At 73.2% G+C, this 20,633-nt stretch carries 17 protein-coding genes; 10 read left to right on the top strand and 7 right to left on the bottom strand.

All coding sequences use genetic code 11. From position 1 onward, the window contains the following. Nucleotides 1–56 precede the first annotated feature (56 nt). Nucleotides 57–1,778: an AMP-binding protein gene (locus ACFRCG_RS46790; RefSeq protein ID WP_380042785.1), complete on the bottom strand. Its 1,722-nt coding sequence runs from the start codon at nt 1,776–1,778 to the stop codon at nt 57–59. A 208-nt stretch (nt 1,779–1,986) separates the two neighbouring features. On the opposite strand from ACFRCG_RS46790, the gene ACFRCG_RS46785 reads away from it, so the two are divergent. Both ACFRCG_RS46785 and pdxA read left to right on the top strand, forming a co-directional pair. After that, complete coding sequence (locus tag ACFRCG_RS46785) at nt 1,987–3,198, top strand: four-carbon acid sugar kinase family protein (RefSeq protein WP_380042784.1); 1,212 nt, start codon at nt 1,987–1,989, stop codon at nt 3,196–3,198. Then, on the top strand, nt 3,182–4,282 hold the full coding sequence (gene pdxA, locus ACFRCG_RS46780; protein ID WP_380042783.1) for a 4-hydroxythreonine-4-phosphate dehydrogenase PdxA: 1,101 nt from the start codon (nt 3,182–3,184) through the stop codon (nt 4,280–4,282). The genes ACFRCG_RS46785 and pdxA overlap by 17 nt, the downstream gene beginning before the upstream one ends. A 47-nt stretch (nt 4,283–4,329) precedes the next feature. Here the strand turns inward: pdxA and ACFRCG_RS46775 are convergent, their stop codons facing one another. Both ACFRCG_RS46775 and ACFRCG_RS46770 read right to left on the bottom strand, forming a co-directional pair. Beyond that, on the bottom strand, nt 4,330–5,340 hold the full coding sequence (locus ACFRCG_RS46775) for a pseudouridine-5'-phosphate glycosidase (protein WP_380042782.1): 1,011 nt from the start codon (nt 5,338–5,340) through the stop codon (nt 4,330–4,332). 30 nt (nt 5,341–5,370) lie between these two features. Then, a complete protein-coding gene (locus ACFRCG_RS46770; protein ID WP_126641737.1) occupies nt 5,371–5,709 on the bottom strand; it encodes a VOC family protein in 339 nt (112 codons plus the stop codon). Between the two features lie 123 nt (nt 5,710–5,832). Between ACFRCG_RS46770 and ACFRCG_RS46765 the strand changes: the two genes are divergently transcribed. The 3 genes from ACFRCG_RS46765 to ACFRCG_RS46755 all read left to right on the top strand — a co-directional run bounded on the left by ACFRCG_RS46765 (nt 5,833) and on the right by ACFRCG_RS46755 (nt 10,875). Further along, nucleotides 5,833–8,565 carry a GNAT family N-acetyltransferase gene (locus ACFRCG_RS46765; protein ID WP_380042781.1) on the top strand — a complete coding sequence of 911 codons (2,733 nt, stop codon included), beginning with the start codon at nt 5,833–5,835 and terminating at the stop codon, nt 8,563–8,565. Nucleotides 8,566–9,124: 559 nt separating this feature from the next. Next, the gene (locus ACFRCG_RS46760; protein ID WP_161365428.1) at nt 9,125–9,712 is read left to right on the top strand and encodes a DUF5998 family protein; all 588 of its coding nucleotides are present in this window, start codon (nt 9,125–9,127) and stop codon (nt 9,710–9,712) included. Next, nucleotides 9,709–10,875: an alkaline phosphatase family protein gene (locus tag ACFRCG_RS46755; protein ID WP_380042780.1), complete on the top strand. Its 1,167-nt coding sequence runs from the start codon at nt 9,709–9,711 to the stop codon at nt 10,873–10,875. The genes ACFRCG_RS46760 and ACFRCG_RS46755 overlap by 4 nt, the downstream gene beginning before the upstream one ends. A gap of 431 nt (nt 10,876–11,306) precedes the next feature. Here ACFRCG_RS46755 and ACFRCG_RS46750 read toward each other — a convergent pair whose 3' ends face one another. Next, nucleotides 11,307–12,086, bottom strand: coding sequence for a VOC family protein (locus ACFRCG_RS46750; RefSeq protein ID WP_380042779.1), 780 nt, complete (start codon nt 12,084–12,086; stop codon nt 11,307–11,309). Between the two features lie 110 nt (nt 12,087–12,196). Here ACFRCG_RS46750 and ACFRCG_RS46745 point away from each other — a divergent pair, with 110 nt between their 5' ends. Further along, a complete protein-coding gene (locus ACFRCG_RS46745; protein ID WP_380042778.1) occupies nt 12,197–13,039 on the top strand; it encodes a sulfurtransferase in 843 nt (280 codons plus the stop codon). 95 nt (nt 13,040–13,134) lie between these two features. Here the strand turns inward: ACFRCG_RS46745 and sepH are convergent, their stop codons facing one another. Continuing rightward, the gene (gene sepH, locus ACFRCG_RS46740) at nt 13,135–14,265 is read right to left on the bottom strand and encodes a septation protein SepH (protein WP_379996076.1); all 1,131 of its coding nucleotides are present in this window, start codon (nt 14,263–14,265) and stop codon (nt 13,135–13,137) included. 421 nt (nt 14,266–14,686) lie between these two features. Between sepH and ACFRCG_RS46735 the strand changes: the two genes are divergently transcribed. Then, a complete protein-coding gene (locus ACFRCG_RS46735; protein ID WP_380042777.1) occupies nt 14,687–15,616 on the top strand; it encodes a hypothetical protein in 930 nt (309 codons plus the stop codon). Nucleotides 15,617–15,638: 22 nt separating this feature from the next. Here ACFRCG_RS46735 and ACFRCG_RS46730 read toward each other — a convergent pair whose 3' ends face one another. Further along, nucleotides 15,639–16,973, bottom strand: coding sequence for a D-arabinono-1,4-lactone oxidase (locus ACFRCG_RS46730; RefSeq protein ID WP_380042786.1), 1,335 nt, complete (start codon nt 16,971–16,973; stop codon nt 15,639–15,641). A gap of 159 nt (nt 16,974–17,132) precedes the next feature. On the opposite strand from ACFRCG_RS46730, the gene ACFRCG_RS46725 reads away from it, so the two are divergent. After that, the gene (locus ACFRCG_RS46725; protein WP_380042776.1) at nt 17,133–18,308 is read left to right on the top strand and encodes a ferrochelatase; all 1,176 of its coding nucleotides are present in this window, start codon (nt 17,133–17,135) and stop codon (nt 18,306–18,308) included. Continuing rightward, the gene (locus ACFRCG_RS46720) at nt 18,305–19,096 is read left to right on the top strand and encodes an inositol monophosphatase family protein (RefSeq protein ID WP_380042775.1); all 792 of its coding nucleotides are present in this window, start codon (nt 18,305–18,307) and stop codon (nt 19,094–19,096) included. Before ACFRCG_RS46725 ends, ACFRCG_RS46720 begins: the two co-directional genes overlap by 4 nt. Nucleotides 19,097–19,250: 154 nt before the next feature. Here ACFRCG_RS46720 and ACFRCG_RS46715 read toward each other — a convergent pair whose 3' ends face one another. Continuing rightward, on the bottom strand, nt 19,251–19,424 hold the full coding sequence (locus tag ACFRCG_RS46715) for a hypothetical protein (RefSeq protein WP_020555845.1): 174 nt from the start codon (nt 19,422–19,424) through the stop codon (nt 19,251–19,253). 397 nt (nt 19,425–19,821) lie between these two features. On the opposite strand from ACFRCG_RS46715, the gene ACFRCG_RS46710 reads away from it, so the two are divergent. Continuing rightward, the gene (locus ACFRCG_RS46710; RefSeq protein WP_078974953.1) at nt 19,822–20,475 is read left to right on the top strand and encodes a response regulator transcription factor; all 654 of its coding nucleotides are present in this window, start codon (nt 19,822–19,824) and stop codon (nt 20,473–20,475) included. Nucleotides 20,476–20,633 lie beyond the last annotated feature (158 nt).

Here is a 20,633-nt window from a genome sequence, read left to right as displayed (position 1 = left end):
CGGGGGCCGGGCCCGGCCCGGCCCCCGCGCGATCCCGGCGGTTCGTACTCCCGGGGTCAGCTGCCCTTGAGCTCGGGGAAGTCCTCCTCGAACCATTCCAGGGTGCCGCGCGAGGCCAGGTCCTCGTCGTGCAACTCGCGCTCGCGACCCCGTAGTTCGACCCGGCGGATCTTGCCGGAGATGGTCTTGGGCAACTGCGCGAACTCGATCCGGCGCACCCGCTTGTACGGCGAGAGCGCCGCGCGCGCGTGCCGCAGGATCGACAGTGCCGTCTCCCGGGTGGGCTCGTGCCCCGGGGCGAGCACCACGTACGCCTTGGGCACCGCGAGCCGGACCGGATCGGGCGAGGGCACCACGGCGGCCTCGGCCACCGCGTCGTGCTCGATCAGTACGCTCTCCAACTCGAACGGCGAGATCCGGTAGTCGGACGCCTTGAACACGTCGTCGGAGCGGCCCACATAGGTGATGTAGCCGTCCGCGTCCCTGGTGCCGACATCGCCCGTGTGGTAGAAGCCGTCGCGCATCGACTCGGCGGTGCGCTCCGGGTCGTCGAGGTAGCCCGTCATCAGACCCAGCGGGCGCGCGGCCAGTTCGAGGCAGATCTCGCCCTCGGCGCCGGTGTCGGTGACCACCTCGCCGGAGATCGGGTCGACCAGCGCCACCGTGTATCCGGGCAGCGGGCGGCCCATCGACCCCGGACGGACCTCCTGCCCGGGCGCGTTGCCGATCTGCGCGGTGGTCTCGGTCTGCCCGAAGCCGTCGCGGATGGTCAACCCCCAGGCGGCCCGCACCTGTTCGATCACCTCGGGGTTCAGCGGCTCGCCCGCGCCGATCACCTCGCGCAGCGACGTGCGCCACGCGCCCAGGTCCTCCTGGACCAGCATCCGCCACACGGTCGGCGGCGCACAGAACGAGGTCGCCCCGCAGCGCACCATGGTGTCCAGCAACGGGCGGGCGGCGAATCGCTCCTGACGCACGATCAAGATCGTGGCGCCGGCGTTCCAGGGGGCGAAGAAGTTGCTCCAGGCGTGCTTGGCCCAGCCGGGCGAGGAGATGTTCAGGTGCACGTCGCCGGGCCGCAGGCCGATCCAGTACATGGTGGACAGGTGCCCGATCGGATAGCTCGCCTGGGTGTGCCCGACCAGCTTGGGCTGCGCGGTGGTGCCGGAGGTGAAGTAGAGCAGCAGCGGATCGCTCGCGGCGGTCGGCCCGTCGGGCTCGAACGGGGCGTCGGACTCCCGCGCGTCGTCGAACGACAGCCAGCCCTCGGTCGGCTCGCCCACCACGATCCGGGTCCACTCGCCCGGCACCTCGGCGAAGCCCGCCGTCACCGCCGACTCGGCGATCACGTGCGCGACGCCGCCCCGGGTGACCCGGTCGGTCAGGTCGGCCGGTGCCAGCATCGTGGTGGCCGGGATGATCACCGCGCCGAGCTTCATCGCGGCCAGCATCGCCTCCCACAACTCGACCCGGTTGCCGAGCACGAGCAGGATCCGGTCGCCGCGCCGCACCCCGCGCGCCCGCAACCACCCGGCGACCCGGTCGGAACGCCGGGACAACTCGGCGAAGGAGACCTTGGTGTCGGTGCCGTCCTCGGCCACGATCCACAGCGCGGTGGTGTCGTTGTCGCGGGCGATCGCGTCGAACCAGTCGAGTGCCCAGTTGAATTCGGTGGGTTCGGGGCGCGGGAAGTCCCGGCACGCGGTGGGCTGATCCTCGCGGTGTTCGAGCAGGAAGTCGCGCGCAGCGCGAAACGCCTCGGTCGCACCCGTCGTCATCGCCGAATTCCTCCGTCTGTCGTGTGGTCTCGCTGTACCGCAACACGGCGTCGCCCGTGCAGAAACGCACCCTCGCATCACCCGTTCGAGCGGTCAACGACCGAGACCGGGCCATACGCGTTGACCGTCCGGCGCGGGGCGGCCAGACTCCCGGGGACACGGAACGAAGCGCACAAAGATGATCTTGATCTGACATTCGGGACCGTAATTGACAGACAGTACGGCGCTATCGGGCCCACGCGTGCTCGTCCTGGCCGACGACCTCACCGGCGCCAACGCCACCGCGGTGCGCTTCGCCCGGCGCGGGATGCGCACGCTCGTCACCGGCGGGCCGCCGCGCACGTGTGTCAGCGCCCCCGACGTGCTCGTGCTCGACCTGGCCACCCGGCACCTGCCCGGCGTCCAGGCCGCGCGCCGGGTCGTCGCGGGCGCCTCGGTGTTCCCGGACACCCCGCTGGTGGCCAAGCGGGTGGACAGCACGCTGCGCGGCAACCCGGGGGCGGAGACCGCCGCTTTGCTGCACGTGCTGGACGCCCGCCCCGGGCCGCCGGTGCGGGCGCTGGTGGTGCCGGCCCATCCCGAGGCCGGCCGGACCACCGAGGGCGGCGTGCACCGCGTACACGGTGTGCCGATCGCGGACAGCGAGGCGGCCCGCGACCCGTTCCACCCGGTCAGGTCCTCCTGTGTGCTCGGTACGTTCGCCACGAGCGAGCACACCGTCGCGCACGTCCCGCTCGACGTGGTGCGCGGCGATCGGCGGGGGCTGGCCCGCGCCCTGGAGGGGGATCTGCGCTGGTTGCCGGTCGACCCCGGACCGTTCGGCGCGGCCCTGGCCGGCGCGCTGGGCACGGTGCCCACCGGCCGCCCGGTGCTCGGCGTGGCCGGCAGCCTGAGCCGGCTCAGCCGGGAGCAGATCGCGCAGACCCAGCGCTGCCTGGACGCGCGCTGGCTGGACGTGGGCGACGCGCCGGATCCGATCCGGCTCGCCGCCGACCTGGTCGCGCTGGCCCGCACCGGCGCCGCGCTGACCGGGATCCGCACCCGGATACCCGATCGGGTCGACCCGGTGATCGCCGCCCGCCTGCCGGTACTGCTCGGCGAGGCGGTCAAACGCGCGCTGGCCACCGCGCCGTTCGCGGGCGTGTACGCCACCGGCGGGGACATCGCGGGGGCGGTGTGCACGGCGCTCGGCGCCGACGGGCTGGCGGTGGAGAGCGAGGTCCAGCCCCTGGTGGTGGCCGGCCGCCTGGTCGGCGGAGCGCACGACGGGTTGCCGTTCGCGGCCAAGGGCGGCCTGGTCGGCGACGCGTACGCGGCGGTGGCGTGCGCGCTGCACCTGCGGATGAGTTCCACCGTCACGGCGACGACGTCGCCGACACCGATCACGACCGGGGAGAGCGACGATGGACCACGCCGGTAACCCGATGGACCACGCCGACGACGACCCGCCGCCCGTGGTGGCGCTCACCCTCGGCGATCCGGCCGGGATCGGCCCGGAGATCGTCGCGCGCACCCTGGCCGACCCGGGCCTGCCGCGCATCGCCCGGTGTGTCGCGGTCGGCGACGCGGCGGCGCTGCGGCGCGGTGCCCGGGCCTGCGGCCTGGAGATGAAGGTGCGCTCGATCGACACGGCCGGGATCGGGACGCGGCCGGAGCCGGAGCCCGGCGTGGTCGACATCCTGGACACCGCGACCGTGACCGACGCGGAGATCGCCGACACGATGCCGTGGGGCCGGGTCGGTGCACCCGCCGGCGCCGCCGCGCTCGCCGCGATCCGGCTCGCGGTCCGGGCCGCCGAGGCCGGCGCGGTCGACGCGATCGCGACCGCCCCGATCAACAAGGAATCGATCTGGGCGGCGGGCGCCGGGCAGTTGGGCCACACCGAACTGCTCGGCGAACTCACCGGCGCCGCCCACTCCGACACGATGTTCGTGGTCGGCGGCCTGAAGATCTTCTTCACCACCCGGCACGCCTCGCTGCGCACCGCGCTCGACCTGCTCACCCCCGAGCGGGTGGACGCGGCGATCACGGCCGCGCACCGGGCACTGCGGGTGTTCGGCGACGAGCCCGACCCGGTGCTCGCGGTGGCGGCGGTCAATCCGCACGGCGGCGAGGGCGGCGCGTTCGGCGACGAGGAGATCGAGGTACTCGCGCCCGCCGTGGCCCGGGCCCGGGACCGCGGCCTGGCCGTGGTCGGCCCCATCCCCGCCGACTCGGTCTTCCACCAGGGGCTGCGCGGGCGCTGGGCGGGGGTGTTGTCGCACTTCCACGACCAGGGCCACATCGCGGCCAAGACCTTCGACTTCGACGGCACCGTCTCGGTCACCGTCGGGCTGCCGATCCTGCGCACCTCGGTGGACCACGGCACCGCGTTCGACATCGCGGGCACCGGCGCCGCCGAATACGCGTCGATGCGCGAGGCGGTGCGCACGGCCGCGCGGTTCGCACCCGCGGTGCCGCGCCTGCGGGCGACCTGGCCCCGGGTGGTCGACCCGGCCGGGTGACGAACGCACCCGGCACGCCGTCCGGTGACGATCGATCCCGGGCGCGGTCAGGTGATGGTCAACGCCCTCGCGATCCGCGCGGCCAGGTCGGCGTTGCCCAGGATCAGCGCGATGTTGGCGGCCAGACTCGCGCCGCGCGTCTCCCGATGGAAGAACTCCAGCAGGAACGGGGTGACCGCCTTGCCGCGCACCCCGCTGTCCGCCAGCGCGGCCAGCGCCCGCGCCAGCACCCGATCGTGCAGGTCCGGATCCATCTGATCGCCCCGAGGCACCGGATTGGCCACCACCACGGCGGTATGACCCAACCCCAGCGCCTCGTGCGCGCGCACCACGTCGGCCACCTCGTCGGCGGTGTCCACCCGCCACTCCAGGCGATGGCCGGAGTCGGCCAGATAGAACCCGGGGAAGGCGTGCGTACCGAAGCCGAGGACCGTGACGTTGAGCGATTCCAACCGCTCCAGCGTCGCGCCCACGTCCAGGATCGACTTGACCCCCGAACACACCACGGTCAGCCCGCACCCGGTCAGCGCGATCAGGTCGGCCGACTCGTCCCAGCTGTCCCGGGCCTGGCGATGCACCCCGCCCAGGCCACCGGTGGCGAACACCCGGATCCCGGCCTGATGCGCCAGATGCGCGGTCGCCCCCACGGTGGTCGCGGCGTGCCCGCCCCGCGCGGTGACCGGCGCCAGATCGCGGATCCCGGCCTTGAGCACCTCCCGGGAACCGGCCACGAATTCGAGCGTCTCGGCGTCCAGGCCGATCGACGGGCGCCCGTGCACGACCGCGATCGTCGCCGGCACCGCGCCCGCGGCCCGGACCCGCCCCTCGATCTCCCGCGCGATCCGCAGATTGTCCGGCCGCGGCAGCCCGTGCGCGATGATCGTGCTCTCCAGCGCGACCACCGGCCGGCCCGCGGCCAGCGCGTCGGCGACCTCCGGCAGAATCCGCAAGCCGTTCACCGGAAGGACGCTACCGGGCGCGAGCGGCAGCGGGGTGGCATACGCGCCGGGACGTGCCGGTTCGGCCTCGCCCCGACGCTCGGATACTCCGATGATCATGGCAATTCACCGTTCCACCCCGACGCGGGGTCAGCGCCGGGGCTGGTACAGCACGGCCGCCCAGCCGTCCGGGCCGCTCACCCGGACCCGCACCTCGTGCGGCCCCTCGACCGGCTCGCCCACCGTGAACCCGCCCTCGCGCAGCGGCGCGAGCGCCGCCTCCAGGTCGGCGACCTTGACCATCACCGAGGCCGCGTCGCCCTCGCGGTCGGTACCCGCCAGCGCCAGTCGGCCGCCGGCCACGTCGAACTGCGCCCAGCGCTCCCCGTCGACGAAGGTCGGTTCGGCCCCGAGCACGGCGGTCATGAACCGCACCGCTGCGGCCATGTCGGCGACGGGGAAAGCGGCGGACAGGCCCTGAGCGGACATGGGTTGCCTCCTGGAGTGAGACCGGGAACGGTATCTGATGGTCTATCAGGCGTGCCGGACACCAACCGAGTCGGGGCGCCTCGAATCCGCCGGCGGCACGACACAGGGGTTAGCCTCGCAAACGTGGAGCCCACCGACACCGCAGGTCCGCCGCCGAAGCCCCCCGAGCACTGGGAGGCCGACGTCGTGCTGCGCGACGGCGCGACCGCCCACCTGCGCCCCGTCGGCCCGGACGACGCCGGTCGCCTCGTCGACTTCTACGCGCGCGTGTCCGCCGAGTCGAAATACCTGCGCTTCTTCACCCCCTACCCCCGCCTGTCCGACCGCGACGTGCGGCGCTTCACCACGCACGACTGGGTCGACCGGGTGGGCCTGGGGCTGTTCGTCGGCGACGAGATGGTGGCGATCGTGCGCTACGACCGGATCGGCCCCGACGGCCGCTCGGTGCGCACCGGTCCGCAGGGCCGCTCGTCCACCGCCGAGGTCGCCTTCCTGGTCCAGGACGACCAGCAGGGCCGCGGCGTCGGATCGGTCCTGCTCGAACACATCGCCGCGGTCGCCCGCGAACGTGGCATCCGACGCTTCGTGGCCGACGTACTGCCCTCGAACCGGCGCATGGTCACCGTGTTCACCGAAGCCGGCTACACCCAGCAATCCGCGTTCGAGGACGGCGTGGTCCGGCTCAACCTCGAACTCGCCCCCACCGAGACCTCGCTCGGCGTGATGCTCGGACGCGAACACCGGGCCGAGGCACGCTCGATCGCCCGCCTGCTCACCCCCCGATCGGTCGCCGTGATCGGCGCCGGCCGGCGCGAGGGCACGGTCGGCCACACGTTGTTGAGCAACCTGCGCGCGGGCGAATTCACCGGCGAGATCCACGCGGTCAACCCGAAGGCGGGCGGCGAGCCGATCGACGGCGTGCCGACCTACGCGTCGGTGTCCGACATCCCCGGCGACGTGGACCTCGCGCTGGTCGCCGTCCCGGCCGACGCGGTACGCCGGGTGGTCGACGAATGCGGCCGCAAGGGTGTGCACGGCCTGGTCGTGGTGTCCTCCGGCTTCGCCGAGACCGGACCCGAGGGACGCGAGCGCCAGCGCCGCCTGGTCCGCGCCGCCCGCCGGCGCGGCATGCGGGTGATCGGCCCCAACTGCCTCGGGGTGCTGAACACCGACCCCGACCTGCGGGTCAACGCGAGCCTGTCGCCGCGGATGCCGCGCCGCGGCCGGGTGGGCATGTTCGCCCAGTCCGGCGCACTCGGGATCGCGATCCTCGAATCCACCGTCGGTCGCGGGATCGGCCTCTCCACCTTCGTGTCCGCCGGCAACCGCGCCGACGTCTCCGGCAACGACCTGCTCCAGTACTGGGAGGACGACCCGGCCACCGACGTGGTGCTGCTGCACCTCGAATCGATCGGCAACCCGCGCAAGTTCACCCGCCTCGCCCGCCGGATCTCGCGGACCAAACCCGTGGTCGCGGTCAAGTCCGGACGGCACAGCCAGGGCGTCCCACTCGGCCACGTCACCCGCGCGCTGACCCTGCCCGACTCGGCCGTCGACGCGCTCTTTCGCCAGGCCGGCGTGATCCGCGTGCCCACCGTCGCCGAACTGTTCGACGTCGGCCAACTGCTCGCCTACCAACCCCTGCCCGCCGGCGACCGGATCGCGATCATCGGCAACTCCGACTCGCTCGGCCTGCTCACCCAGGACGCCTGCGCGAGCGCGGGCCTGCGCCCGCTGCGCCCGGTCGACCTGACCACCGGCGCCACCGCCGACGACTTCCGCGCGGCGCTCGCCGACGCGCTGGCCAGTGCCGAGACCGACGCGGTGATCACCGTGTTCATCCCGCCGCTGACCACCTCCGGCGACGAGGTCGCGAACACCATCGCGGAGATGGCCGGGCAGGCGGCGGAGATCGGCAAACCGCTGCTGACCACCTACCTCGCGCACGAGGGACTGCCCACACAGCTACGCCGGCTGGACGCCGACGGCGTGCCCGCGTTCGGCTCGGTGCCCTCCTATCCGGCCCCGGAGAACGCGGTGCGCGCGCTGGCCGAGGTGGTGCGCTACGCCGCCTGGCGCCGGCGGCCCAGGGGCCGGGTGCCCGAACACGCCGAGGTACGCACCGACCAGGCCCGCGCGCTGGTCCGGGCCCGGCTCGGCGGCGCGGACGCGGTCGGCCTGTCGCCGGCCGACGCCGCCGAACTCCTGGACTGCTACGGCATTCGGCTGCGCCCGGCGGTGCGGGTGGACAGCGAGGACGCGGCGGTGCGCGCGGCGGCCGAACTGGGCTATCCGGTCGCGCTCAAGACCATCGCCGAACACCTGCGCCACCGGGTCGACGTGGACGGCGTGCGCCTGGACATCGGCGCCGAGGCCGGACTGCGCCGGGTCTTCCGCGAGTTGACCACCCGCCTCGGCGGCGCGGACCAGGCCCGACTCGTGGTGCAGTCGATGGCGCCGCACGGGATCGCGACGGTGCTCGGGCTCACCTACGACGAGTCGTTCGGCGCGGTGTTGTCCTTCGGCCTTGCCGGACCGGCGAGCGAGCTTCTGGGCGACGTGGCCCACCGTCTGGTGCCGGCCACCGACCACGACGTGGCGGATCTGGTCCGCGAGGTACGGGCGGCGCCGATGTTGTTCGGGTATCGCGGCGCCCGACCGGTGGACGTACCCGCGCTGGAGGACGTCCTCCTGCGCCTGTCCCGGCTCGCCGACGACCTGCCGCAGGTGACGTCCGTCGAGCTGAACCCGGTGGTGGTGGCGCCCGAGGGCGCACACGTGCTGGGCGCGCGAATCCGGCTGTCCCGCCCGCCGGCGCGCACCGACCTGGGCCCGAGGGCACTGTCGCGGCCGTAGCCCCCGAGGGTTCGCCGACGCCTCGACGTCGCCCGGACATGTGGAACCGCCGCCGTACTCACATGCCACCCCGAGCTGTGGCACCTACGTACGGCGGCGGCTCCGGGCCGGATCCGCTCCGCGGCATGCCCCTCCGCGCCTACCCTCCACATGGCTGCGCATTTCATGCCGTTCACGCTGTCCGGACCGAGCCGCCCCGCGCCGGTCGTTTCCCCGAGTGTCCCCGGCGATGAGGCGGTGTCACTCGTCCCCCCGCCCGGGGGCACGAGTGTCGCGAGAGATCCGCCGGTGCCACCGTCTGCACGGCGCGTCCCTGTTGCCCCGGCCGGGTCTCTCGAGAGATCAGTCAACCCCGCCGAGCCGTCGAACGGGAGGGCGCACGGAAGGCGCACGGTGGCGATCCGTAGAGGGCGCCCCAACAGTGCGCATCCACCTCACCCGTTCGGTCCTGTCATTACGTCGACAAACCGTCACCATTCGGCAACGGCCGGTATCCGACCCGATCTTCGGACGAGGTGGATGGCGCACGGGCGCCCTCGGAGGTGCCAGGATGGGGGGTATGGCTAAGACCACCACCTCGACCCAGGGGCTGCGCACGGCCATCGAGCGCAGCGGTTACTACCCGAGCCTCGTTGCCGACGCGGTCGAGTCCACGATCGGCACCGAGCCGGTCGACGCTTTCCTGGTGCACCAGGAGACCACGTTCGATTCCAATGAGGTCCGCCGCCACATCACCGTTCTGGTGCTCACGCCAGGCCGATTCCTGGTCAGCCACACCGACGAACACGCACCCGACGACACGTCGCCCACGCCCTACGCGACCACGTCCACCGAGACCGTGCGGATCGACCGACTCGAGTCGGTCGTGGTCAGTCGGGTCGTGGGCAACCCCGCCGAATACGTTCCGGGGGCCCCGCCGCGCGAAGCCGTGCTCACCATCGGCTGGGGCGCGGTCGGCCGCATCGACCTCGAACCGGCCGGGTGCGCCGACCCGAACTGTGAGGTCGACCACGGCTACACCGGCTCGTTGACCGCCGACGACCTGTCGCTGCGGGTGAGCGAGGCCGCCGACGGGCCCGAGGCGGTGGAGCGCACGCTCACCTTCGCCCGCGCGCTGTCCGAGGCCGTGGCCGGCATCAACCAGTGAGCACCTCCGTCTGGCTCGACGAGCAACCCCCGGTCCCACTGCCCCGCTACGGGACCGGGGCGCTGTGCGACCTGCTGCCCTCCATAGCCGCCTCCCTCGGCATGCCCGGGGAGCGGAACATCCTCGGCCTCGCGCCCGCGCGCGCCGCGTGCGTGTTCCTGATCGACGGCCTGGGCTGGGAGTTGTTGCGGGCGCATCCCGTCGAGGCGCCGTATCTGCACTCCCTCCTGGCCGGCTCGTTCGCCGGCAGCGGCACACCGCTCACCGCGGGCTTCCCGGCGACCACCGCGACCAGCCTCGCGTCGTTCGGCACCGGCCTCACGCCCGGTGTGCACGGCCTGGTCGGCTACGCGGTGGCGGTGCCCGGCGAGAACCGGCTGATGAACCAGCTGCGCTGGGTCGGCGACATCGAACCCCGGGCGTGGCAGCCGTATCCGAGCGTCCTCGAACGGGCCGCCGCGGCCGGGATCACCGTCGCGCAGGTCAACGACGCCATGTTCGAGCACACGCCGCTGACCAGGGCCGCGCTCGCCGGCGGTCGCTACTTCGGCGCCGAGTTCGGCGCCCCCAGGATCGCGGCGGTACACCGGCAGTTGGCGCAGCCGGGCCCGGTGCTGATCTACACGTACGCGAGTGAGCTGGACCGCGTCGGGCACGGCATGGGCGTCGACTCGCCCGAGTGGCGCGCGGAGTTGCGCCGGATCGACGAGGTGGTGCGGGCGATGGCCGAGGGGCTGCCCGCCGACTCGGTGTTGTACGTCACGGCCGACCACGGCATGGTCGACGTCGCCCCCGAGCAGCGGGTCGACGTGGACGCCGACCCCGGCCTGTCCGCCGGAGTGGCCCTGCTCGGCGGCGAGGCGCGCGCCCGGCACGTCTACACCCGGCCCGGTGCGACCCGGGACGTGTACGCGATCTGGGACGACATGCTGGGCGACCGGATGTGGGTGGTCACCCGCGACGAGGCGATCGAGTCGGGCTGGTTCGGGCCCAAGGTCGAGGACCGGGTCCGCGAGCGCATCGGCGACATCGTCGCGGCGGCCTTCGGCGACGTCGCGGTGGTCGCCTCCCGGCGCGAGCCCGGCGAGTCCCGACTCACCGGCGTGCACGGCTCGATGACCGCGGCCGAACAACTGATCCCGCTGCTCGAAGTTCGGAGCTAGCGCGCGCCGGATTCGGCGGGCGTGGCTCTTCGGCAAGCGCGGCTCTTGCACAGGCAAAAGGGGCGGCCCCGATGGGGGTCGCCCCTTTGTGCCCAATCGCCGCCGGTTCAGGCCTGGTTGCGCTTCTTCTGCACAGCGAGCGCGACACCCGCGGCGGCGGCGAGCAGCAGGACGATCTTGAACAGCTTGCCCATGGAAATGGACCCCCTCGATGGTCGAAACGATGGTGCGTCTTCCGGTCGGGGAAGGTCGCGGGCGACGCGGCCCGTGTGTACGTAGGCGCACGGGTCCCGACGATCCCGGACTCCGCTCCGGTCGGAAGCCCGTCAAGCTCGACTCTACGTCACCCGTTTGGTTCAAGGGGGGAGCGGTTTCCGGTCGGAGTGGCGGCCCGGTCCGGCCCGACCGGGCGGCGGATCGGGAGCAGTCGACTATTCCGGACCATTCGGATTCGAGGCCACCGCGATCACGTTGAACAGCGCGCCCTGCGGATCCCGTATGGCGGCCACCCGGCCGTACGGGGACTCCTCGGGCCCGCGCAGCACGGTGCCGCCCAGGTCGTCGACCCGTGCGACGCTCTCGTCCGCGTCGCGCACCGCGAAGTAGACGGCCCAGCGCGGCGGCGGCCCGTTGCGCACCCCCGCGAGCCCGCCGCGCGGTACACCGTCGACGTGGAAGGTGGCGTAGTCGAAGTCGGCGTCGGACATGTCCTGGAAGGTGACGCCGAACACGTCCGCGTAGAACCGCTTCGCCCGGTCGCTGTCCGGTGTGTACAACTCGTTCCACACCACGGCGCCGGGCTCGTCCACCACCCCCGCGCCGATGTGTTCGCGCGCCTGCCAGACGGCGAACACCCCGCCCGTCGGGTCGGCGGCCACCGCCGTGCGGCCGAGCGTGCGCACGTCCGTCGGCGGCACCGTCACCTCGCCGCCGGCGGCGAGGATCACGCGGGCCACCGCGTCGATGTCGTCCGCCGCGAGGTGGGTGGTCCAGGCGATCGGCTCCGGCTGCCCGGGCGGTCGGTCGAGCAGGCCGGCGACGGGCCGCCCGCCGAGGGTGCAGGTCGTGTAACCGCCCGGCGGGGCCGGCTCGATCTCGTCGTCCCAGCCGAGCAGTCCGCGATAGAACGCCAGTCCGGCCGCGACATCGGGCACGGCCAGGTCCACCCAACACGGCACGCCGGTGGGATATCGCGAGGTCCACACACTCATCGCTGCCTCCTCGGCAGAAGGTGACAATCGGGGACGATACGACATCGATGCTGCCGGCCGCGTGCCGCGTGTGCTCGTCGCCGAGCCGTCACACGAGGCAGGATGCCGTCATGAGTTCCCTGATCAGCGCGGCCGACCTGGCCGCCGCCCTGGACGGTTCGTCGCCCCCGATAGTGCTCGACGTCTCCTGGCAACTGGGTGGCCCGCCCGGCATCGACGCCTACCGGGTCGCACACGTGCCCGGCGCGCACTTCGTCGACCTCGCGAAGGAGTTGTCGGGACCGCACACCCCGACCGGCGCCGGCGGCCGGCATCCCGTGCCCGAACCGGCCGCGTTCGGCGCGGCCATGCGGCGGTACGGGATCGGCCCGGAGACCGACGTGGTCGTCTACGACGCGGGGCAGAGCGTCGCCGCGGCGCGCGCGTGGTGGTTGTTGCGCCACTTCGGCCACGACCGGGTGCGCGTGCTCGACGGCGGCCTCGGCGCCTGGACGGCGGCGGACCTGCCGGTCACCGACGTGGTGCCCGCACCCGCCGAGCCGGGCACCTTCGTACCGCGCCCCGGCGGCACGACCCGGCTCGACGCGGACCGGACCGCGGCGTTCGTGGCGGGCGGCGGCGTGCTGCTCGACGCCCGCGCCGGGGAACGCTTCCGCGGCGAGACCGAGCCGATCGACGCCAAGGCCGGCCACATCCCCGGCGCGGTGAGCGCGCCCGCGACCGAGTACACCCACGCCGACGGCCGGTTCCGCGAACCCGCCGAGCTGGCGGAATACTTCGCGAGCAAGGGCGTGGTTCCCGGCGCGCGGGTGGCCGCCTACTGCGGCTCCGGCGCGACCGCCGCGCACGAGGTGCTGGCGCTGCACCTGATCGGCGTACCCGCCGCGCTGTACGCCGGTTCGTGGAGCGACTGGATCTCGGACCCGGAACGCCCGGTGGCCACGGGCGAGTAGCCGCGAACGATCGGCGCCGCCGGAGACGGGACACGAAAAAGGAGCCGAGGACGACCTCGGCTCCTTTTCCCGTCGTCTTTTCCCGCCGTCCGTGGTTATTCGCGCCGTTTGCGCCTGCTGCCGAAGACGATCTCGTCCCAACTGGGCACGGTCGCCCGGCGGCCGGGGCGCACCCCGTCGGCCTCGGCCTGCCGGTCGGTGCTGCCGACCAGCCGCTCGCGATGCGGGCCGACCACGCCGCGCGGCACCAGCACGTTCTCGTAGGCGCTGCCCGCGCCCGCCGCCGCGGCGGGGGCCTGGGTCTCCTCCTCCTCGATCGGCTCGGCGCGCTCGGGGCGTTCCGCCCGCTCCGCGCGTTCGATCCGCTCGGGCCGCTCGACGCGTTCGATCCGCTCCGGGCGCTCGGGCCGCTCCGTACGCTCGATGCTGCCCACGCGCGGGCGCTCGGCCAGCGCGGTGACGTCGATCCGCATCGGTCCGGGGGAGGCCTGCCGCTCCTGTGCGGCCGGCTCGCCACGCAGTCCGGGTACGGCGTCGAGCAGGCTGGTGATCGCGTCGTCGTCGCTCTCGCGCGGGATGGTGGCCAGGCGCGGGCGAAACGGGAACGGGGTCTCGGACGCCGCGGGGTGCTCGCCGATCAGCGAACGCGCCTCGTCGTCGTTGGTGGTGACCAGGCGGCGGGGCGGGTCGAAGCTCCAACTCGCCGAGCGCATCTCGCCGTCGGCGCGGTACAGCAGCAGGATCTCCCAGCTGCCGTCGTCGCGGCGCCACGAATCCCACTGCACCGACTCGGAGTCGGCGCCGCGCAGGTGCAGTCGCTCGGTGACGATCTCGCCGAGCAGCGGACCGGTGGTCTCGCCCTGCCGGCGGATCGGGGTCTTGCGGGCACGCTCGGCCATGAAGGCACGCTCGGCGAGCACCGGACCCTCGAACCGCCGTACGCGGTCCACGGGGATGCCGGCGAGCTGTGCGACCTCCTCCGCGGTGGCACCGGCCCTTATCCGGGCCTGGATGTCACGCGGACGCAGCTGGCTCTCGACCTCGATCTCGATCTGACCGAGTCTGGCGCGGTCGCCCCGGACGGCGGCGCGGAGCCGCTCGTCGATGGGCAACATGTACTCAGTGCCGTCGGCAGCCTTCAGCACCAACCGTGTGCCGTCGTTGCTGACGGCCACGACACGCAGTTCGGGCATGGGGACCTCCCGGGTGGTGCCTGCCGACGTCACCTGCGTCGTTGCTCCCGCTACGAGTGTGACCTGCCCAGCCTCGGCATGACCACAACCTGACCGAGTTGTCCGGCGTGTCGGATTTATTACCTGACTGGCCGAATTGCCTTGGTTACACCATTTCGGGTAGATACCGGGGCGGTGCCCCACCCTGACCCCTGCGGTCGGTCGCCTCCCCCTTCGCGCACAGGTCTTTCCGGAACCTGGCGTGAACAGTACTCCATTCGGGGGCTCTACCGGGACACACCGCGCCGCATCGGCGCGTCCCGTTCGGACGAGTCGTTTTCGGCCGTCCGGGGTGATGTCGATCACAAGATTGGGCCGATTGGAACGATGTCGCTGGGCCGTTCAGTCGTAACCAGGGTGAAGTCGTGTTTTTCATGATTAGCCGCCGGTTGTGAACGAACGTGCAAGGAAAGTGATGCCGGAAAGGACCGAGCGTGAACGTCGCCGGATCGATGTCAATGGGGTGCAGGTCGTGGGCAGCGCCCTGGCGGCCATCTCCTCGGCGTTCCTGCTCTCCACCCTCGGCGTCGCCGGGACGGTGATCGGCGCGGCGCTCGCGAGCGTGGTCGCCACCGTCGGAAGCGCGGTCTACGTCCACCTGTTCCGGCGCACCGGCGAACAACTGCGCGACGTGCGCGCGACGCTGACCCCGCCGCCCGAGAGCGGGCCGGCCACCGAGCCGACCGCGATCCCCGACCGCCCGACGGGCGTGGCCGATCCGGGGCGGGCGACCGACGAGACGATGGTGCTGCCGGTCGGCGGGTACACCCGGACCCCGGGCGATGCCGGCGCCGCGCCCGGGGCGCGGCCCGCCCCGACCGGCGAGCGGCGGGTCTGGCTGGCCCGTTCGCTGGTCGGCGCGGTGGTGGTGTTCGTGGTGGCGATGGGCGTGGTCACCCTCGCCGAGACCGCGATCGGCCGTTCCTTCGCGAGTCTGTTCGGGCACGGCGACGACGGCTCGACCATCTCGCGCATCGTCGACGACAAGCGCACCCGAAACGACACCCCGAAGTCGCCCGGCGGGGCCACCCCCGGCCCGACCGGATCGACCGGATCGACGTCGAGCCACGCCCCGGACACCGGCGGCAAGGCCACCTCGCCCCCGAACGGCGGCGGGGGCGCGACCTCGGTGCCCTCGACCACCCCGACCACCCGGCCCAGCGGCAGCGCCTCGTCGAACCCGACCGGCTCCACGCCGCCGACCACGCCCGCGTCCCCGACCACACCCCCGGCGGGCGGCTCGGCCGGCGGCGACACGGACCCCGGCGGCGCGGCGGCCGGGAACGAGGCGGGCGGCCGGGGCGGCACGAACGCGAACGCGGGGTCGGGCGCGGGCACCCGCTGACCGACCGGCGCCCCCCGGTGCCTCAGTCGCCCAGCACCCGACGCAGATAGTCGTTGCCGAAGCGGCGCTCCGGGTCCACCCGGTTCCGCAGCGCCGCGAAGTCGGCGAACCTCGGATAGAGGTCGGCGAGGTAATCCGCGTCGCGGGTGTGCATCTTGCCCCAGTGCGGGCGCCCGCCGTGGGCGACCATGATCTTCTCCACCTCGGTGAAGTACCGCTCGTGCGGCGTCCCCTTGTACAGGTGCACCGCGATGTAGGCGGTCTCGCGCCCGTACGCGGTGGACATCCACAGATCGTCCGCCGGGGCCACGCGCACCTCGACCGGGAAGCCGATCGGCAGACCGGCGGCGTCCACGAACGCGCGCACCTCGGTCAGCGCCTTCGTCGCCGCCGCGCGCGGCAGCGCGTACTCCATCTCGATGAAGCGCACCCGGCGCGGACTGGTGAACACCTTGTGCGAGGTGTCCGAGTAGGTGCGCGCCGACAACGCGCGGCTGGAGAGGCGGGCGATGGTCGGCACCGTGCGCGGCGCGGCGCGGCCGACCCGACACGCGAGCGAGAACACCCCGTTGGACAACAACTCGTCGTCGAGCAGGAAACGCGCCTTCGACAGCGGCTTCGCCGGCCCCTCGATCCGGTTGTTGCGCTTCACGTTGCAGTTGTCGGTGTGCGGGAACCAGTAGAACTCGAAGTGCTCGTTGTCCGCGCACAGCTCGTCGAAGTCGGCGAGCACCGCGTCGAACCGCATCGGCTCCTCGCGCGCCTCCAACAGGAAGCTCGGCTCGACGCCGAAGGTCAGCGCGGTCACGATGCCCAGCGCACCCAGGCCGACCCGGGCACCCGCGAACAACTCGGCGTTCTCGGTCGGCGAGCACGTGGTGATCTCGCCGTCGGCCAGCACGATCTCCATGCCGCGGATCTGCGCCGCCAGCGAGCCGGACGCCCGACCCGTGCCGTGGGTGCCGGTGGAGGTGGCGCCGGCCAGGCTCTGCACCGCGATGTCGCCCATGTTGGTCAGCGCCAGGCCGTACCCGGTGAGCAGCGTGTTGAAGTCGCTGAGCCGCATCCCGGAGCCGACCGTGATGGTGCCGGCCGCGCGGTCGAGCGCGTGCACCTCGGTCAGCCCCTCCGGGCGGATCTGCACGCCGTCGGTCACCGCGATCGAGGTGAACGAGTGGCCGGCGCCGACGGCCTTGACCGAGAGCCCCTGCGCGGCGGCGCGGCGGACCGCGGCCGAGATCTCCTCGGCCGACCCCGGGGTGAGCACCGAGTGCGGTCGCGCGGACTGGTTCCCGGTCCAGTTCCGCCAGGCGGGGGGCGTCTTGGAGACGGCGGGGCCGGCGCTGCTCAACGGGATTCCTCCTGGGGTCGGACGCGGGATCTGCCGGACATTACCCGCCGGTCAACGGACCCGGAAGGGGTCGCCGGAGGATGGGCGGCAACTCACCCGCGCCGCACCCCCGCGGCCCGGGGTGTGATGTGGGCGGACGCGGCGCACGATGCGAGGATCACAGGCATGCACGCGACACAGGCCCCCGACCCCGAGCCGTTCGACGCGCTCTTGGTGCTCTCCTTCGGCGGCCCGGACGCCCCCGACGAGGTGCTGCCGTTCCTGGAGAACGTGACCGCCGGACGCGGAGTCCCCCGCGAACGCCTCGAGGAGGCGGCCGGGCACTACGCGCACTTCGGCGGCGCCAGTCCGATCAACGCCCAGAACCGGGCGCTGATCGCGGCCGTCGAGGCCGACCTCGCCGCCCACGGGGTGCGGCTGCCCGTCTACTGGGGCAACCGCAACTGGCGCCCCTACCTGGCGGACACCGTGCGCCGGATGGCCGACGACGGGGTCGAACGCGCCGCGGTCCTGGTGACCAGCGCCTACGGCTCCTACTCGGGCTGCGCGCAGTACCACGAGAACCTGCTCGCGGCCCGCGCCGAAGTCGGCGAGCGGGCCCCGGTGTTCGACAAGCTGCGGCACTTCTTCAACCACCCGGGCTTCGTCGAGCCGCTGGTGGACCACACGGCGCAGGCGTTGGCGCGGCTGCCCGAGCAGGTCCGGGCCGGCACCCGCCTGGTGATGGTCACCCACTCGATCCCCACCGTCACCGCACGCACCGCGGGCCCGGCCGGCAACGCCTACGTCACCCAGCACCGGGAGACCGCGCGCCTGGTCGCCGAGGGCGTCGCGCGCGCGGTCGGCCGCGAACACGACTGGGACCTGGTGTACTCCAGCCGCAGCGGCCCCCCGCAGGTCCCGTGGCTGGAGCCCGACGTCAACGACCACCTCGTCGAACTGGGCGCGGCCGGGGCGCCCGCCGTGGTGCTGGTGCCGATCGGATTCCTGTCCGATCACATGGAGGTGGTCTACGACCTCGACGTCGAGGCCGCCGCCACGGCCGCCCGGATCGGGCTGCCGCTGGCCCGGGCCGCGACCACCGGCGCCGACCCCAGGTTCGCCGCCGCGGTGCGCGAACTCGTGCTCGAGCGGGCCGCGACGGTGCGCGGCGAGGCGCCCGCGCGGTGCGCGCTGGGCGTGCTGGGCGCCGCGCACGACGTGTGCCCGGTCGGCTGCTGCCCCGACCCCAGGACCCTGCGTCCGCGCCCCGGGGCGTCGGCCGCCGACCCGCAGGCGCCCGTGCGGGCGCCGCGCGGGGCGGCGCTGCTGGGCGAGCGCTCCGGCAGGATGGACCCATGACGATCGACACCGCGGAACTCCTGGCCATCGCCCGCGACGCGGCGCGCCACACCGGGGGCTTCCTGCTGCACGAGCGCCCCGCCGACCTCGGCGTCGCGGCGACCAAGAGCAGCCCCACCGATGTGGTCACCGAGATGGACACGGCCGCGGAGAAGCTGATCATCGAACGCATCCGGGCGCATCGACCGCACGACGGCTTCCTCGGCGAGGAGGGCGACGCGAGCGAGGGCAGCAGCGGGGTGCGGTGGGTGATCGACCCGATCGACGGCACCGTCAACTACCTGTACGACCTGCCCGGCTGGTGCGTGTCGATCGCCGCCGAGACCGCCGAGGGCACGCTCCTGGGCGTGGTCGAGGTCCCGGTGGTCGGCGAGACCTTCCACGCCGTGCGCGACGGCGGCGCCTTCCGCAACGGCAAGCCGATCCACTGCCGGCGCGCGGTCCCGGCGGCCCGGGCGCTGGTGGCGACCGGATTCGGCTACACCGTCGAGCGGCGCACCCGACAGGCCGAGGCGATCGCCGCGCTGCTCCCGCGGGTGCGCGACCTGCGCCGGGCGGGCTCGGCCGCGATCGACCTGTGCTCGGTGGCGGCCGGCCGGGTCGACGCCTACTACGAACGCGGCCTGAACCCGTGGGACGTCGCGGCCGGCGCGCTGATCGCCCGTGAGGCCGACGCCGAGGTGGTCGTCGACCTGTGGCCCGAGGCGGACGGCTCGACGATGTGCCTGGCCGCCCCCGCCGGACTGCGCGCGGAGCTGCAGAGCGCCCTGGCCGCTCTGCACGCCTAGCGCCGCCCACGCGTGAGGCCCGGATCGGGGTGATCCGGGCCTCACGGGTCTCGGCCTGACAGCCGAACCCCCGGCGTCCGCTGGGGACCTCGCCGGGGGAAACAAGAACGGGTGTGTCTGCTGCTGTACCGCGGTGATGTGTGGCCGGTGTGGCTCAGGCGCTCTCGGGCAGCACCCGCACGCCGTGCTCCGACGCCATCCGCAGAAGATCGTCCAACTCGGACTGCTCCACCTCGACGAGGAAATCGTCACCGGTGTCGCATGCCTGCTTCAACGCCTGTTCGGTCTCACGTATGCGCCGCAGTACGCCGGCCGTGAATTCGTCCATAAGGCCGCCCCAATGTCACTCGTCGTCGCCGGTTTCGGTTGTCCTACCCCCCGTGCAACGCCGGGGAAACCACCGAAGCGGGGCCTTTGCGGCCCCTCGGTCCAGGGGTCTGACCAGGGGACTTGTGCGAGCCAACGATCCGGTGTCGGACTTTCCGGGGCGTACCGGAATCCTTCCCTCCTTCGGGGGGTCCCGTAACGTCGGCAACCGGACATGTGCGCCGGGGCCGGCCGCGCCCGCCCCGGGCCGGATCGGGCCCGGGGCCGGCTTACCGGGGCTTTACCGGGCCGCGGGGGAAGATGGACAACGGATCCACCTCATCTCCATCCCCGACTTCATCCTCGATTCCTTCGCGTCCCGCGAAGCTTTCGAGTCTTTCGAGCAGGAGGCACAGCCGGTGCGGGTTCTCGTAGTCGAGGACGAGCAGCTTCTGGCGGACGCGGTCGCTACCGGGTTGCGCCGCGAGGCCATGGCCGTCGATGTCGTATACGACGGGGAGGCCGCCCTGGAGCGGATCGCCGTCAACGACTACGACGTGGTGGTGCTCGACCGGGACCTGCCGATCGTGCACGGCGACGACGTGTGCCGGGCGGTCGTGGACACCGGCATCCCGATGCGGGTGCTGATGCTGACCGCCGCCGGCGACGTCAGCGACCGGGTCGAGGGCCTGGAGTTGGGCGCCGACGACTACCTGCCCAAGCCGTTCGCGTTCAGCGAGTTGATCGCCCGGGTGCGCGCGCTCGGCCGGCGGGCAGTCTCCCCGCTGCCGCCGGTCCTGGAGCGGGCCGGCATCCGGCTCGACCCGAACCGGCGCGAGGTGTTGCGCGAGGGGGTGCCGGTGCACCTGTCGCCCAAGGAGTTCGCCGTTCTCGACGTGCTGATGCGCGCCGACGGCGCGGTGGTCTCGGCGGAGCAACTGCTCGAGAAGGCCTGGGACGAGAACACCGACCCCTTCACCAACGTCGTCCGCGTCACGGTGATGACACTGCGCCGCAAGCTCGGCGAGCCGCCCGTCATCCTGACGGTGCCCGGCGCCGGATACCGCATTTGAGGACCGCCATGAACGACAGCTCTCGGGCCGTCCCGGCGGAAGCCGGCCCCGCCGCGACCCCGGCCGCGGCGACACCCCCCACCCCGACGTCGGGGTCGACCGCGGCACCGGCCCCGGGCGCCTCGACCGCGCCCGCGCCCGCCTCGGCGGGGTCCGCC

Origin of the sequence: Embleya sp. NPDC056575 (assembly GCF_042793325.1) — a bacterium.
GTDB lineage: Bacteria > Actinomycetota > Actinomycetes > Streptomycetales > Streptomycetaceae > Embleya.
Note: the sequence above shows the minus strand (reverse complement) of the source record. Positions and strands in the feature narration are given on the sequence as shown.

Coding starts and splice junctions, on each gene's coding strand:
- ACFRCG_RS46790 (WP_380042785.1), bottom strand. CDS start 1,778: ATGACGACGGGTGCGACCGAGGCGTTTCGCGCTGCGCGCGACTTCCTG.
- ACFRCG_RS46745 (WP_380042778.1), top strand. CDS start 12,197: ATGAGTTCCCTGATCAGCGCGGCCGACCTGGCCGCCGCCCTGGACGGT.
- ACFRCG_RS46735 (WP_380042777.1), top strand. CDS start 14,687: ATGCCGGAAAGGACCGAGCGTGAACGTCGCCGGATCGATGTCAATGGG.
- ACFRCG_RS46715 (WP_020555845.1), bottom strand. CDS start 19,424: ATGGACGAATTCACGGCCGGCGTACTGCGGCGCATACGTGAGACCGAA.
- ACFRCG_RS46750 (WP_380042779.1), bottom strand. CDS start 12,086: ATGAGTGTGTGGACCTCGCGATATCCCACCGGCGTGCCGTGTTGGGTG.
- ACFRCG_RS46720 (WP_380042775.1), top strand. CDS start 18,305: ATGACGATCGACACCGCGGAACTCCTGGCCATCGCCCGCGACGCGGCG.
- ACFRCG_RS46760 (WP_161365428.1), top strand. CDS start 9,125: ATGGCTAAGACCACCACCTCGACCCAGGGGCTGCGCACGGCCATCGAG.
- ACFRCG_RS46770 (WP_126641737.1), bottom strand. CDS start 5,709: ATGTCCGCTCAGGGCCTGTCCGCCGCTTTCCCCGTCGCCGACATGGCC.
- ACFRCG_RS46725 (WP_380042776.1), top strand. CDS start 17,133: ATGCACGCGACACAGGCCCCCGACCCCGAGCCGTTCGACGCGCTCTTG.
- ACFRCG_RS46775 (WP_380042782.1), bottom strand. CDS start 5,340: ATGATCATCGGAGTATCCGAGCGTCGGGGCGAGGCCGAACCGGCACGT.
- pdxA (WP_380042783.1), top strand. CDS start 3,182: ATGGACCACGCCGGTAACCCGATGGACCACGCCGACGACGACCCGCCG.